The sequence below is a fragment of the Rhizobium sp. CG5 genome (assembly GCF_023701945.1).
Classification (GTDB): domain Bacteria; phylum Pseudomonadota; class Alphaproteobacteria; order Rhizobiales; family Rhizobiaceae; genus Allorhizobium.
Genome location: NZ_JABAEF010000013.1, coordinates 1 through 13,548, shown reverse-complemented (window position 1 = coordinate 13,548; position 13,548 = coordinate 1). Strand labels below are relative to the sequence as shown.

General features: G+C 63.5%; 12 protein-coding genes. 9 read left to right on the top strand and 3 right to left on the bottom strand.

Going from position 1 to position 13,548, the window contains the following annotated elements; translation table 11 throughout:
• The first annotated feature begins 51 nt into the window (after positions 1 to 51).
• On the top strand, positions 52 to 1,812 hold the full coding sequence (gene arsA, locus HGO38_RS20030; RefSeq protein WP_250957671.1) for an arsenical pump-driving ATPase: 1,761 nt from the start codon (positions 52 to 54) through the stop codon (positions 1,810 to 1,812).
• 22 nt (positions 1,813 to 1,834) lie between these two features.
• Here the strand turns inward: arsA and HGO38_RS20025 are convergent, their stop codons facing one another.
• Positions 1,835 to 2,743, bottom strand: a complete 909-nt coding sequence (locus HGO38_RS20025) for a LysR family transcriptional regulator (RefSeq protein ID WP_250957670.1) — start codon at positions 2,741 to 2,743, stop codon at positions 1,835 to 1,837.
• A gap of 246 nt (positions 2,744 to 2,989) precedes the next feature.
• Here HGO38_RS20025 and HGO38_RS20020 point away from each other — a divergent pair, with 246 nt between their 5' ends.
• Entirely contained in the window at positions 2,990 to 3,883 is an 894-nt protein-coding gene (locus HGO38_RS20020; protein ID WP_250957669.1) for a DMT family transporter, read from the top strand.
• Here the strand turns inward: HGO38_RS20020 and HGO38_RS20015 are convergent.
• On the bottom strand, positions 3,880 to 4,728 hold the full coding sequence (locus tag HGO38_RS20015) for a LysR family transcriptional regulator (protein WP_250957668.1): 849 nt from the start codon (positions 4,726 to 4,728) through the stop codon (positions 3,880 to 3,882). The two genes, HGO38_RS20020 and HGO38_RS20015, sit on opposite strands and share 4 nt — an antisense overlap.
• 240 nt (positions 4,729 to 4,968) lie before the next feature.
• On the opposite strand from HGO38_RS20015, the gene HGO38_RS20010 reads away from it, so the two are divergent.
• The 6 genes from HGO38_RS20010 to HGO38_RS19985 all read left to right on the top strand — a co-directional run bounded on the left by HGO38_RS20010 (position 4,969) and on the right by HGO38_RS19985 (position 11,189).
• Complete coding sequence (locus HGO38_RS20010; protein WP_250957667.1) at positions 4,969 to 6,129, top strand: ABC transporter substrate-binding protein; 1,161 nt, start codon at positions 4,969 to 4,971, stop codon at positions 6,127 to 6,129.
• Positions 6,130 to 6,315: 186 nt separating this feature from the next.
• Positions 6,316 to 7,305 (top strand): ABC transporter ATP-binding protein, encoded by a 990-nt coding sequence (locus HGO38_RS20005; protein WP_250957666.1) that lies wholly within the window; start codon positions 6,316 to 6,318, stop codon positions 7,303 to 7,305.
• Positions 7,302 to 8,249, top strand: coding sequence for an ABC transporter permease (locus HGO38_RS20000; RefSeq protein ID WP_250957665.1), 948 nt, complete (start codon positions 7,302 to 7,304; stop codon positions 8,247 to 8,249). Before HGO38_RS20005 ends, HGO38_RS20000 begins: the two co-directional genes overlap by 4 nt.
• A complete protein-coding gene (locus tag HGO38_RS19995) occupies positions 8,239 to 9,054 on the top strand; it encodes an ABC transporter permease (RefSeq protein ID WP_250957664.1) in 816 nt (271 codons plus the stop codon). The genes HGO38_RS20000 and HGO38_RS19995 overlap by 11 nt, the downstream gene beginning before the upstream one ends.
• A gap of 71 nt (positions 9,055 to 9,125) precedes the next feature.
• Entirely contained in the window at positions 9,126 to 10,550 is a 1,425-nt protein-coding gene (locus tag HGO38_RS19990; RefSeq protein ID WP_250957663.1) for a gamma-aminobutyraldehyde dehydrogenase, read from the top strand.
• 165 nt (positions 10,551 to 10,715) lie between these two features.
• Positions 10,716 to 11,189, top strand: coding sequence for an SH3 domain-containing protein (locus tag HGO38_RS19985; RefSeq protein ID WP_250957662.1), 474 nt, complete (start codon positions 10,716 to 10,718; stop codon positions 11,187 to 11,189).
• Between the two features lie 135 nt (positions 11,190 to 11,324).
• On the opposite strand, the gene tal is transcribed toward HGO38_RS19985, so the two are convergent.
• Positions 11,325 to 12,281, bottom strand: coding sequence for a transaldolase (gene tal, locus HGO38_RS19980; RefSeq protein WP_250957661.1), 957 nt, complete (start codon positions 12,279 to 12,281; stop codon positions 11,325 to 11,327).
• A gap of 200 nt (positions 12,282 to 12,481) precedes the next feature.
• On the opposite strand from tal, the gene HGO38_RS19975 reads away from it, so the two are divergent.
• On the top strand, positions 12,482 to 13,471 hold the full coding sequence (locus tag HGO38_RS19975; protein WP_250957660.1) for a sugar-binding transcriptional regulator: 990 nt from the start codon (positions 12,482 to 12,484) through the stop codon (positions 13,469 to 13,471).
• Positions 13,472 to 13,548: the final 77 nt, after the last annotated feature.

Below are 13,548 nucleotides of genomic sequence, written 5' to 3'. Positions count from 1 at the left end.
GGCCCGGTGATAGGGTACAGCCAACACTCGCAAGCTGGAAGAGAATGTGCGATGGCTTCGTTCCGCGCCTTGAACGCTCCGACGAAATACCTGTTCTTCACCGGCAAGGGCGGCGTCGGCAAGACCTCGCTGAGCTGCGCCAGTGCCATAGCACTCGCCGACCGCGGCCTGCGCATCCTGCTGGTCAGCACCGACCCCGCCTCCAATCTAGACGAGATGCTGGGCGTCGCCCTGTCCGACAGCCCTGTCGCGGTGCCCGACGTACCGGGCCTGTTTGCCATGAACATCGATCCCGAACAGGCGGCCGAGGACTACCGCCGCCGCGTCATCGCGCAATTGGGACCTTCGGTCACCGACACGGAAAAATCGACCGTCCGGGAACAGCTGTCCGGTGCCTGCACCACGGAGATCGCCGCCTTCGACGAATTCGCCGGGCTTCTGTCGGGCGACGAGCAGGGCTTTGACCATATCGTCTTCGACACCGCACCGACCGGCCACACCTTGCGGCTGTTGAGCCTGCCCAAAGCCTGGACCGGCTTTCTGGAAAACAACGATCGCGGCGCCTCCTGCCTCGGTCCCCATTCCGGCCTCAAAATGCAGGAGGACCGGTTCCGCGAAGCCCTGGAATGCCTGGGCGATGCCGCCCGCACCACCATCATCCTGGTCACCCGCGCCGACAAGGGCGCCATCCGCGAGGCGGCCCGCACATCCGGCGAACTCAATGCGCTCGGGCTGTCGAACCAGTTGCTGGCCGTCAACGGACGGTTTCATGCCAGCAAAACCACGGACCCGATCGCTGCCGCCTTTGCGCGCGAACAGGACGAGGCGCTGTCGGCCATGCCGGCAAGCCTTGCCCGGCTGCCGCGCGACGAGGTTCCCCTGCTCGCCTTCGACATGGTCGGCCTGCCCGCCCTGCGCGCTTTGCTGAAACCGGCAGCGGCAATACCCGCTCTTGCCGGAGAAGACGCGCCGGCCGAGATCGACCTGCCGCGGCTGTCGCACCTGGTCGACGAGATCGCCGCCGGCACCAAGGGCCTCGTGATGGTCATGGGCAAGGGCGGCGTCGGCAAGACGACAATTGCGGCCGCCATCGCCGTCGGCCTTGCGGCCCGCGGCCATTCCGTTCACTTGACCACCACCGATCCCGCCGCCCATGTCGCCTTCGTGGTCGATGGCGCGATGCCCGGACTGACGGTCGACCGCATCGATCCGGCAGAAGAGACCAAACGCTATATCGACAAGATCATGGCCAGCCGCGGCCGCGACTTGGACGATGATGGCAAGGCCCTGCTGCGGGAAGACCTTGCCTCGCCCTGCACCGAGGAAGTGGCCGTCTTCCACGCCTTTTCCCGCGTCGTCGGCGAGGCGCGCAGCGCCTTCGTGGTGATCGATACCGCGCCGACCGGCCATACCCTGCTGCTGCTCGACGCCACCGGCGCCTATCATCGGCAGATGACCCAGCATCTGGAAGCCGATGCACCCGGCCGGATGATTACGCCCCTGATGCGGCTGCAGGATCCCGACTACACCCGCGTCATTCTTGTGGCTCTGCCGGAGACCACGCCCGTCTCCGAAGCCGGCGCCCTGCAGGAGGACCTGCGCCGCGCCGGCATCGAGCCCTATGGCTGGGTGATCAACCGCAGCATGACGGCCGCCGGAACGCGCGATCCGCTGCTGCGGGCCCGGCTGAAGGGCGAGCGCGTCCAGATCGAACGGGTTCGCGATACGCTGGCAAAACGGGTCTATGCGCTGGGATTTTGCAGCGAAGCGCCGGTCGGCGTGGAGAAGCTTGCGAACCTGTCGAAAGCCTGAGATCCTTCACAACCCGGCCCAATCAGCGTGGTCTTCCGGAGCGCAGTGCCTCGGCGACGCCGACGAAATCGCGGGCCGATTGCGGCAGGCTCGATCCCTTGCGCCAGACCATGCCGACCTGCACGACAGGCAGGGCGCCAGACACATCGCGGCTTTCGATCCGGTCGCCTTCCAGCGACCAGGGCCGATAGACCAGATCGGGCAGCAGTGCCACGCCGGCCCCGGTCGCCACCAGGCTGCGCACCGCCTCGACGGACCGGGTGCGGAAGGCGACATGCGGCCGGGCTCCGAGTGCCGACAGCAATTTGCCGGTATTCTCCTCGATTTCGTCGACCGTCAGCATGATCAGCGGCTCGCGGGCGATATCGGCCACGGAAATGATATCGGCAGAGACCAGCGGATGGCCCATCGGCAACCAAAGGCGATAGGGCGAGGTCTCCAGGATTTCCGCCTGCAGCGCCATGCGATCGCGCAAATTGGAAATCACCATGACGGCGACATCCAGCTCGCCGCCGATCAGCAGGTGTTCGAGATAGGACCCGTTGTCCTCGATGGCGCTGACCTCGACGCCGGGGCAGGCGCGGCGATAGCGGGCCAGAAGATCCGAGAGAACATAACCGGCGACCAGCGAGGTCACGCCAATGTTCAGCGTGCCGCCGGCATCCGGCTTGGTGATCGAAAAGGAATTGCGCGCATCCGACACGGTGGCAAGAATTTTCGTCGCGTGGCGCAGGAACTGATGGCCGTTGTGGGTGATCGTCAAGCCGCGCGGATGCCGCTCGAACAGCTCGACGCTCAGATCGCCCTCCAGCTCCTTGATCGCCTCGGTGACCGAGGATTGCGAAATCGACAGGTTCTGCGCTGCCCGCGTCACCGAGCCCTGCTCGGCCACGGCGACGAAATACTGCAATTGTCGAAGCGTGAAGGCCATGGCCTTTTAGAACACGCCGGATACGCCAAGGGCAAGCGGCGCCTGCGGGGCAGATCTCCGCAATGGAAACCGTATGACAGCCGCTATCGCCGCCGACGGGTGATCGCTTGATTGTTTCGCGCATCCCAGCCGTGCGCGGAAAAGCCTTTGCAAAAATCAAGAGACGTATACTATCTGGTTTCGCATTCCTGCCGCCAGCGGTGCGCACGCCTGTGGTGTGCCGTCTTTATTGTCTGAAGTCTCCCCATGAAATCCACGGCTATCGGTTACGCTTTCGCCCTGCTTGCGTTCGTGGTCTTTTCTGCGCAGGACGGCGTCTCCAAACATCTGGGGGCTGCCTACCCGGCCGTGGTCGTGGCGATGATCCGCTACTGGGCCTTTGCCGTCTTCGCCATTCTCCTGGCGATGCGCGCCCGCGGCGGCCTGACCGTTGCGATAAAGTCGAAGCGGCCGGCTCTGCAGATCTTTCGCGGCCTGTTGCTGGCCTCGCAGATCCCGATTGCCATCAATGCCTTCACGCTCGTTGGGCTGGCGCAATCCCAGGCGATCTTTGCATCCGGCCCACTGATCGTGGCGCTGCTGTCCGTGCCGATCCTCGGCGAGAAGGTCGGCTGGCGGCGCTGGACGGCGATCGGCGTCGGTTTCTGCGGCGTGCTGCTGATCCTGGGACCGACCGGGGCCGATTTCAATGTCCTGGTCGTGCTGCCGTTGATCGTCGCCTTCATCGGCGCGATCTATGGGCTGACGACGCGACTGGTCAGCCGCGTCGATGGCCCGACCACCAGCTTCTTCTACATTGGCGTCGTCGGTGCCGTGGCGCTGACCCTTGCCGGCCCGTTCTTCTGGGTGGAGATCGCGCCGGAAGACTGGAAATGGATGCTGTTCCTGTGTTTCACCGGTATCGTCGGCCATTACTCGCTGATCAAGGCCTACCAGAACCTGAATGCCGTCGTCGTGCAGCCGATCAGCTATCTGCAACTGGTGCTGGCGTCGGGCATCGGCGTCGTCGTCTTCGGCGAGACCCTGCGCCTCAACATGGTGGTCGGCGCGATGATTGTCGTCGCGGCCGGTATTTTCACCGCCTGGCGCGAACATGTCGTGCTGCGACGCAACCGCGAGCTTGCGGCATTGGATGCCTAACCGTTGAGCAGATCGGCCATGGCCGAGATGATCCGCCGGTGCTGCGGCGCATGCCGGGTGCGGATGCCAGTGGCCGCATAGACCGTCTGGGCGATCGGCGCGACATCGGCAACGATCTGGGCCGCACCGCTCTCGACCAGGTCATCCGCCGTCGCCTTGCTGACGAAGGCGGCACCGCCGAGACTGCGCAGCAATCCGGCAATGGCGATATTCTGGCCTGAGGCCAGCGGCGCGCCGACGAATTGCGGCAAGGCCAGCCGCTGCGCCCGGTCGAAGGCCGGCGAATAGTTCGCGTAGATATAGGTCTCGACCCGCAGATCCACGGCCAGCGCCGACAGGGTGCTGACCAGCACATAGGTCATCTCGCCGATGCGCTCGTAATGCAGATCCGGCAGATGATGCGGCGTGTAGAGAATGGCAAGGTCCAGATCGCCGCTGGCGAGATCCCGGTTCATCTGACCGGAATAATCGACCTCCATATAGATCGAGGTCGCCGGAAGATCGGCCCGGATCGCTGCCAGCCAAGGACCGGCCAGCCGCTCGGCCACATCCTGCTGCACACCGATGCGCATGGCATGCTCATAGGCACCGGCGCTTTCGACAGCCCTGGCCGCCTCGTGCCACTGGCGCTGCAGCGCGCGGGCATGGTCGAGAAAGCGCAGGCCCGCCGATGTCGGGACCGTGCCGCCCTTGTTGCGGGTGAACAGCCTGCGGGTGAGCGCCGTCTCAAGCGCCTGGATGCGATGGGAAATGGTCGATTGCGTCAGGTTCAGGCGTTCGGCCGTGCGATTGAAGCTGCGGGTCTCCATGAGATCCAGATAGGTCTCGATCAATTCGATCTGCATCGTCGGTTTGGCTTTCCCTCGGACGCCGGCAAAGCCGCTCCGACGGAGCGCCGCTCGCAGGCCTGACGAGGATAGGAGAGCCGGACAATCCCGGCAAGCGGTTCGCAGGCTCTCGCTGCGTTCGGAAATTCCGATATCGCCTTTCTGATAAATGAATTTGCGAATGCGGCGAAATCGCGCCACTCTGGCGATCGGGAACAAATGCCGCGAGAAGCGGCTCCGAACCGGGAGAAAATCGACATGAAGACTATCCTGAAGTCCTGCACTGCCATCACAGCCATTGTCAGCTTTGCCTTTAATGCCGTTGCCCAGGAGCCGTTGAAAGAACTGGGCAAGGGCGAAGGCGAACTATCCATCGTTGCCTGGGCCGGCTATATCGAGCGCGGCGAAACCGACAAGAATTACGACTGGGTCACCAAGTTCGAAGCCGACACCGGCTGCAAGGTCTCGGTGAAGACAGCCGCGACATCCGACGAAATGGTCGCCCTGATGAACGAAGGTGGCTTTGACCTGGTCACCGCTTCGGGCGACGCCTCGCTGCGCCTGGTGGCCGGCAAGCGCGTCCAGCCGATCAATACCGCCCTGATCCCTTCGTGGAAGACCATCGACGAACGGCTGCAGAATGCTCCGTGGCACACGGTCAAGGATGTGCATTACGGCACGCCCTATGTCTGGGGCCCGAATGTGCTGATGTACAATACCGATGCCTTCAAGGACGAAGCGCCGAAGAGCTGGAAGGTCGTTTTCGAGGAAATGACCCTGCCCGACGGCAAATCCAACAAGGGCCGCATCCAGGCCTATGACGGCCCGATCTATGTCGCCGACGCCGCCCTCTACCTGATGGCCCACAAGCCGGAACTCGGCATCAAGGACCCCTACGAACTCAACGAGGACCAGTACAAGGCAGCGCTCGACGTGCTGCGCGTCCAGCGCACCCTGGTCGGCCGCTACTGGCACGACGCCATGATCCAGATCGACGACTTCAAAAACGAGGGCGTCGTCGCTTCCGGCTCCTGGCCCTTCCAGGTCAACATGATGAAGGCCGAGAACGCCAAGATCGCCTCGACCTTCCCGGAAGAAGGCGCCACCGGCTGGGCCGACACGACCATGCTGCATGCCGATAGCGAGCATCCCAACTGCGCCTATATGTGGATGGAGCACACGCTGTCGCCCAAGGTGCAGGGCGATGTCTCCGCCTGGTTCGGCACGGTGCCTTCGGTCCCGGCCGCCTGCAAGGGCAATGAGTTGCTGACCGACGAGGGCTGCGCCGCCAACGGCTACAACGACTTCGAGAAGATCCGCTTCTGGAAGACCCCGACCAGCAAATGCGAAAGCCAGGGCGAGTGCGTGCCCTACCACCGCTGGGTCTCCGACTACATCGGCGTCATCGGCGGCCGTTGATCTTCCCACCTCCCCCTTGAGGGGGGGAGGTCGCGCGAACGCGCGGGTGGGGGTGACCCTTCTGCATTATGGGATGCACAGAGATGTCACCCCACCCCGGACCTTCGGTCCGACCCTCCCCCTCAAGGGGAGGGTGTTACCTCGCGCCGGCCTTGCAACCTGCGTCTCGCTTTCCCGGAGTCACCAATGACCGCAGCCGTTGAATTCTCGCAGGTGTCGCGCCATTTCGGCGCTGTCAAAGCCGTCGATGGCGTCGATCTGAAGATTGCGCCCGGCGAGTTCTTCGCCATGCTCGGGCCCTCCGGCTCCGGCAAGACCACCTGCCTCCGGCTGATCGCCGGCTTCGAACAGCCGACCTCGGGCCATATCGAAATCTTCGGCGAGACCGCCGAGGGCGTGCCGCCCTATCGCCGCCAGGTCAACACCGTGTTCCAGGATTATGCGCTGTTCCCGCATCTCTCCATTCTCGACAATGTCGCCTACGGGCTGATGGTCAAGGGTGTGGCGAAAACCGAACGCCATGCCATGGCCGAACAGGCCCTCGATCTCGTCAAGCTGCCGGGCTATGGCGCCCGCAAGCCGGGGCAATTGTCCGGCGGCCAGCGCCAGCGCGTGGCCCTCGCCCGCGCCCTGGTCAACAAGCCGAAAGTGCTGCTGCTCGATGAGCCGCTCGGTGCGCTCGACCTGAAACTGCGCGAACAGATGCAGGAAGAGCTGAAAAGCCTGCAGCGCTCGCTCGGCATCACCTTCATCTTCGTCACCCATGACCAGGGCGAAGCGCTGTCGATGGCCGACAGGGTCGCCGTGTTCAACGACGGCAAGATCGTCCAGGCCGGCACGCCGGAAGAGATCTACCAGCGGCCGAAGACCCGCTTCGTCGCCGATTTCGTCGGCTCCTCCAACGTCATTGCGCCGACCGACATGGCGAAACTCGGCGGCGAGGCCCGATGGGCCAGCCTGCGGCCGGAAGCGATCCGCATTGGCGCCGCCGGCGGCATTCAGGCCCAGGTCCGCTCTTCGAGCTTCCTTGGCAGCGCCACCCGCCTGCATGTCTCGGTCGGCAATATCGTCCTGTCGGTGATGGTCCCGGCCGGCCAGCCGGTGCCGGCGGAAGGGTCGGATACCCGCCTGTCCTGGAACGCTGACGGCCTGCACTATATGGACGGCACGGCATGAGCGAGGCAACCACCACCATACTGCCGGTGAGAGACGGCGCGCTGGCCCGCCTGTCGGACCTGTTCTGGCGCCGGCCGGGCCTGCTGCTCGCTTTGATGCTCGGTCCGCCGCTTCTCTGGCTTGGCGTCATCTATATCGGCTCGCTGCTGGCCCTGCTGCTGCAGAGCTTCTTCTCGATCGACGATTTTTCCGGATTGATCAGCTATGAGCTGACCCTGTCGACCTATCGGCAACTGCTCATCCCGTCGAATTTCGACATCATCCTGCGCACAGTGCTGATGGCGGCCGCCGTCACCGTCGCCTCCGCGGTCATCGCCTTCCCGGTCGCCTATTACGCGGCCCGCTATGCGACCGGCAAATGGAAGGCGCTCTTCTATCTCGGCGTCATGCTGCCGCTCTGGTCGAGCTATCTGGTCAAGGTCTATGCCTGGAAACTGATCCTTGCCAAGGAGGGCATCCTCACCTGGATCTTTGCAAAGCTCGGCCTGTCCTCGCTGCTCGATGCCATCCTGGCCATCCCGGTGATCGGCGGCAATTCCCTGTCGATCAGCTATATCGGCACCTTTCTGGTCTTCGTCTATGTCTGGCTGCCTTACATGATCCTGCCGACCCAGGCAGCCCTTGAGCGCGTGCCTGGCAACCTGATCGAAGCCTCCGGCGATCTGGGTGCCCGCCCCGGCCAGACCTTCCGCCATGTGCTGCTGCCGCTGGCCCTGCCCGGCATCGTCGCCGGCTCGATCTTCACCTTCTCGCTGACATTGGGCGATTACATCATCCCGCAGATCGTCGGTTCCTCGCGCCTGTTCATCGGCCAGGCCGTCTACGCCCAGCAGGGCACCGCCGGCAATGTGCCGCTGGCAGCCGCCTTCACCGTCGTGCCGATCGTCATCATGGGCGTCTATCTCTGGGCCGCCAAACGCATGGGGGCCTTCAATGCGCTCTGACCGCTCCAATGACGCCGGATGGCCGCTGAAGATCGCCGCGGGCGCCGGTCTGCTCTTCCTGCATCTGCCGATCCTGCTGATCTTCGTCTATGCCTTCACCACCGAGGAGAAGAGTTTTCAATGGCCGCCGCCGGGCTTTACCACGCAATGGTTCGCGGTGGCCTGGAACCGTCCCGATGTCTGGGAAGCCTTGGCGCTGTCGGTCAAGGTCGCCTCGATTGCCACCGTGATCGCGCTGGTGCTCGGCACGCTTGCCGCCGCCGCCGTGGCGCGCACCGCCTTCTTCGGCCGCGAGGCGATCTCGCTGCTGGTCATCCTGCCGATCGCACTTCCCGGCATCATCACCGGCATTGCGCTGCGCTCGGCCTTTTCGCTGGCCGAGATCCCCTATTCCATGTGGACGATCATCCTCGGCCACGCCACCTTTTGCGTCGTGGTGGTCTATAACAATGCGGTCGCCCGCTTCCGCCGCACCTCCGGCTCGCTGATCGAAGCCTCGATGGATCTCGGCGCCGACGGTTTCCAGACCTTCCGCTACGTGATCCTGCCGAATATCGCCACGGCGCTTTTGGCCGGCGGCATGCTGGCCTTCGCGCTGTCCTTCGACGAGGTCATCGTCACCACCTTTACCGGCGGCCAGCAGGCAACGTTGCCGATCTGGATGCTGGAGGAACTGATCCGTCCCCGTCAGCGCCCGGTCACCAATGTCGTGGCCATGGTGGTGGTGATCGTCACCTTCCTGCCGATCCTGGCGGCCTATTACCTGACCCGCGACACAGACCAGATATCCGGCAGCGGCAAATGACGACAACTAAAACCGCGACGTGGCTCGACCTGCGTCGTCAGGCACAGATCTAAAAGACAAGGGAGAACGGTATGGACACGCAAATGCTGATTGGCTCGAGATTCGAGGCCGGCACCGAAACGGAGGAAAAGATCCTCAACCCGAAGACCGGCGAGACCATTCTCGATCTGCCGGAAGCCTCGCTGGCGCAGATCGATGCCGCCGTCGATGCGGCGGAGAAGGCCTTCGACACCTGGTCAACCACCACGCCGGCCCAGCGCTCGACCTATCTGCTGCAGATTGCCGATGCGATCGAGAAGGACGCGGTGGGATTTGCCACGCTGGAGAGCCTCAATTGCGGCAAGCCGATCAATGCCGTTCTAAATGATGAGATCCCGGCGATCGTCGATTGTTACCGCTTCTTTGCCGGCGCCATCCGGACGCTGCAGACGCCTGCGGCCGGCGAATATCTGCCGGGCCACACCTCGATGATCCGCCGCGATCCGGTTGGCATCGTCGGCTCGATCGCACCGTGGAACTATCCCCTGATGATGATGGCCTGGAAGCTGGCACCGGCCATTGCCGGCGGCAACACGGTGGTCTTCAAGCCCTCCGAGCAGACGCCGCTGACGGCGCTAAAAATGGCCAGGCTGATGGCCGACATCCTGCCGGAAGGCGTGGTCAATGTCGTGCTCGGCCGCGGCGAAAGCACCGGCAATGCGCTGATCAATCATCCGAAAATCAACATGCTGTCGATCACCGGCGATATCGCCACCGGCAAGAAGGTGCTGGCGGCGGCTGCCAAGACGGTCAAGCGCACCCATCTGGAACTGGGCGGCAAGGCGCCGGTCATCGTTTTCGACGATGCCGATATCGATGCCGTCGTCGCCGGCATCCGCGCCTTCGGCTATTACAATGCCGGCCAGGACTGCACGGCCGCCTGCCGCATGTATGTCGCCGACAAGATCTACGACAATGTCGTCGCCGACCTTGCCTCCGCCGTCTCGACGCTGAAATTCAACCTGGCCGACGACACGCAAAACGAAATCGGCCCGCTGATCTCCAGGCGCCAGCGCGACCGGGTCGAGAGCTTCGTCACCCGCGCCGCCGAGCACAAGCACATGGAAATCGTCACCGGCGGCAAGGTGTCCGGCGACAAGGGTTTCTTCTACGAGCCGACGGTCATTGCCGGCGCGCTACAGGACGACGAGATCGTGCGCCGCGAAGTGTTCGGCCCTGTTGTCTCCGTCACCCGCTTTTCGGACAGCAGCGATGCGGTCCGCTGGGCCAATGACAGCGATTATGGACTCGCCTCCTCCGTTTGGACCAAGGACATTTCCCGCGCCATGCAGACCGCCGCCAAGCTGCGCTACGGCTGCACCTGGATCAACACCCATTTCATGCTCTGCAACGAAATGCCCCATGGCGGCCTGAAACAGTCCGGCTATGGCAAGGACATGTCGGTCTATGCGCTGGAGGACTACACCGCCGTGCGCCATGTGATGATTGCTCACTGAAGAACTATCTGTGATCTGCCTGGCCGCACGGCCGGGCTGATCAGCCCTGCGAAAGTTCTGCACTGCATGATGCCCGCCAATCCGTAAACCATAGGGAGGGGCGCCGTTGGCGTGCCTGCCTATGCCGGACGATGCTGATGCGGAAGCCGAAACGACAAAAGGTATATGATGCAGGCGACACCCATTCTTTCCGCCCTGGCAACCTGTCTGCTGCTCGGCCTGGTCCTTCCGGCCGGAGCACAGCAGGTCGTTCCCGCGCCCGCATCGCCGCGCGCCCTGCCGGGCGCCCTTGAGGATGATCCCTACCTCTTCCACGTCTACGCGACCCGTCCGGGCGACCCGGTCAATATCCGCTCCGGCGCCGGCACCAGCTTCCGGATCATCGGCACGCTTGCCGATGGCGCCCCGGTCGAAAAGCTTGAGTGCCGCGACGACAGCCGCGGCTACTGGTGCCGGGTTGCCACCACCGACCGACCGCGGATGTCCGGCTGGGTGGTCGGCCGCACCTTGCACGAGGACGGCGTACCCCATGCCAAGGCCCCGAGCACGGACGACTACGTGGCCGAAGGGATCTATGACGCCATCAGCCCGAACCGCTGCCGGCAGTCTGGCGACCGTCCCATGGAAAATTGCAACTGAAGACCGTCACAGCCATCGTCACTCTCGACAACGGCGCGACCCTGTCGTCCCTGATGGTGTGAGGATGGGCGATGGACGACAAAAGGGCGTCCCGGTTGCCCGGAACGCCCTCGATTTTCGAATTGCCCTAAAAAATCAGGCCGACAGTTTCTGCGCGATCTGGCCGCGCAGCGTGCCGAGATCCTTGGCAAAGCCGCGAATGCCTTCGGCCAGCTTTTCCGTCGCCATGGCATCTTCGTTCATCGCCCAGCGGAAGGCCTTTTCATCCAGCGAAACAAGCGGGTCCGGCGTGGTCGACTGCGGCGACAGCAGGCGCGGCAGATCGCCGGTCGCGGCATCCAGTTCGTCGAGCAGAGCCGGGCTGATCGTCAGGCGGTCACAACCGGCCAGCGCGATGATTTCGCCGGCGCTGCGGAATGAGGCGCCCATGACGATCGTGTTGATACCGTTGACCTTGTAATAATTGTAGATCGACCGCACGGAAACGACGCCCGGATCGGTTTCCGGCGTGTAGTCCTGGCCGGTCGATTTCTTGTACCAATCGAGGATACGGCCGACGAAGGGCGAGATCAGGAAGACGTTTGCATCGGCGCAGGCAATGGCCTGGGCCTTGGAGAACAGCAGGGTCAGGTTGCAGTCAATGCCCTCGCTCTGCAGCACTTCCGCGGCGCGAATGCCTTCCCAGGTGGAGGCCAGCTTGATCAAGATGCGCTCGCGTTCGATGCCGCGTTCCTTGTAGCCGGCAATGATGCCATGCGCCTTGTCGATCGAGGCCTTGGTGTCGAAGGAGAGATCCGCATCCACTTCGGTCGACACACGTCCCGGCACGAGGCCGGCCAGAGCCGCGCCGACCGAGATCGCCAGACGATCGGCGATCGCGCCGACCACCGCATCGTCCTTGCCGCCCTTGGCCTTGCCCCAGGTAATCGCTTCCTCGAAAGCCTCGGCAAAGGCTTCGGTGCCAAGCGCCTTCAGAACGATCGACGGGTTTGTGGTGCAATCCACCGGTTTCAGACGGGCGACGGCTTCGATATCGCCGGTATCGGCGACAACCGTCGTCATGGCGCGAAGCTGGTCAAGTTTGGAAGTCATGCTTAAAATTCCTTCAGGTGCCTATAGTGAACCGTCAGGCCAGCACATTGTTCCGCAGCAAAGGGCTCAATGCGCACTGCGCCATTACCGTGATTATCGCCGCCCAACCAGCATCAAGTCAAGACATTTGTGCATCTCGTTTGACATAAGTCTCACAAATAGCGATAGTACGGACACCTGCAACAGGAGCCGTCAACGACGTGGCAAAGCTCAGGCGCGAAACCCACATCGCCTATTCGGAAGCCGCCTCCGTGCGGCTGCGCGCCGCATGGCTCTACTATAACCAGGGCCTGACCCAGAAGGATGTGGCCGAGCGGCTCGGTATCAGCCGCAGCACCGTCATCCGCCTGCTCGACGAGGCCTTGAAGCGCGCCGAAGTGCAGATCTGGATCAGCGACAGCGTCAATGATTGCGTGGAACTGGCCGTCCGACTGGAAAAGGCCCTGGGGCTCGATGAGGCCGTCGTCGTGCCGGCACCGGTCGGCCAGGATGCCACATCCATAGCCAAGGCGGTCGGGCTGGCGCTTGGCCAGTTCCTGACCGAAGTGGTCACCGACAATGCGACGATCGGTGTCGGCTGGGGCCGCACCATGACCGCCTCGCTCGCCGGCTTCCGCCCGCCCCGCCGCGAAAACTGCAAGGTGGTCTCCCTTTTGGGCGGCATCGTCGCCGTGCACCAGACCAATCCGATCGACTACACCTGGCGGCTTGCCAGCCAGCTCGGCGCCGAATGCTACATGTTCCTGGCGCCCCTGCTGGTCGATTCGGTCGCCACCAAGCGCGCCCTGATCGAGCAATGCGGCCTGAAGACCATCTATGACCTGGCCGAGGACCTCGATCTCGCCATCGTCTCCTGCGGCGACATCGGCCCCCATTCCACCTCCCTGTCGGAAGGCTTCATTTCCCGGCAGACGCTGGAAGAGCTGATCGTCGCCGGCTGCGTCTGCGACACCATGTTCAATTTCCTCGATGCCGAGGGCCGCTCCGTCGACCACCCGATCAACGAGCGCGTCATGTCGGTCGATCTCGATACGCTGAAAAAGGCCAAACACATCGTCATCTGCTCCGGCGGCGCCCACCGGGCGCTCGCCATCCGCGCGACGATCAACCGCATCGGCTGTAACACGCTGATCACCGACGAGAGCGCGGCACGGGAACTGTTGCGGCTTGTGGAAGAAATGTCTGGCTGAAAACGACGCCCTTTTCACAAAACCAGCCTGCCGCGCGTGAAACAGTCCCCTCCCCACCCTCCCCACAAGGGCAGGGG

Coding starts and splice junctions, on each gene's coding strand:
- tal (WP_250957661.1), bottom strand. CDS start 12,281: ATGACTTCCAAACTTGACCAGCTTCGCGCCATGACGACGGTTGTCGCC.
- HGO38_RS20015 (WP_250957668.1), bottom strand. CDS start 4,728: ATGCAGATCGAATTGATCGAGACCTATCTGGATCTCATGGAGACCCGC.
- HGO38_RS19995 (WP_250957664.1), top strand. CDS start 8,239: ATGCGCTCTGACCGCTCCAATGACGCCGGATGGCCGCTGAAGATCGCC.
- HGO38_RS20000 (WP_250957665.1), top strand. CDS start 7,302: ATGAGCGAGGCAACCACCACCATACTGCCGGTGAGAGACGGCGCGCTG.
- HGO38_RS20010 (WP_250957667.1), top strand. CDS start 4,969: ATGAAGACTATCCTGAAGTCCTGCACTGCCATCACAGCCATTGTCAGC.
- HGO38_RS20025 (WP_250957670.1), bottom strand. CDS start 2,743: ATGGCCTTCACGCTTCGACAATTGCAGTATTTCGTCGCCGTGGCCGAG.
- HGO38_RS20020 (WP_250957669.1), top strand. CDS start 2,990: ATGAAATCCACGGCTATCGGTTACGCTTTCGCCCTGCTTGCGTTCGTG.
- arsA (WP_250957671.1), top strand. CDS start 52: ATGGCTTCGTTCCGCGCCTTGAACGCTCCGACGAAATACCTGTTCTTC.
- HGO38_RS19985 (WP_250957662.1), top strand. CDS start 10,716: ATGATGCAGGCGACACCCATTCTTTCCGCCCTGGCAACCTGTCTGCTG.
- HGO38_RS19990 (WP_250957663.1), top strand. CDS start 9,126: ATGGACACGCAAATGCTGATTGGCTCGAGATTCGAGGCCGGCACCGAA.
- HGO38_RS20005 (WP_250957666.1), top strand. CDS start 6,316: ATGACCGCAGCCGTTGAATTCTCGCAGGTGTCGCGCCATTTCGGCGCT.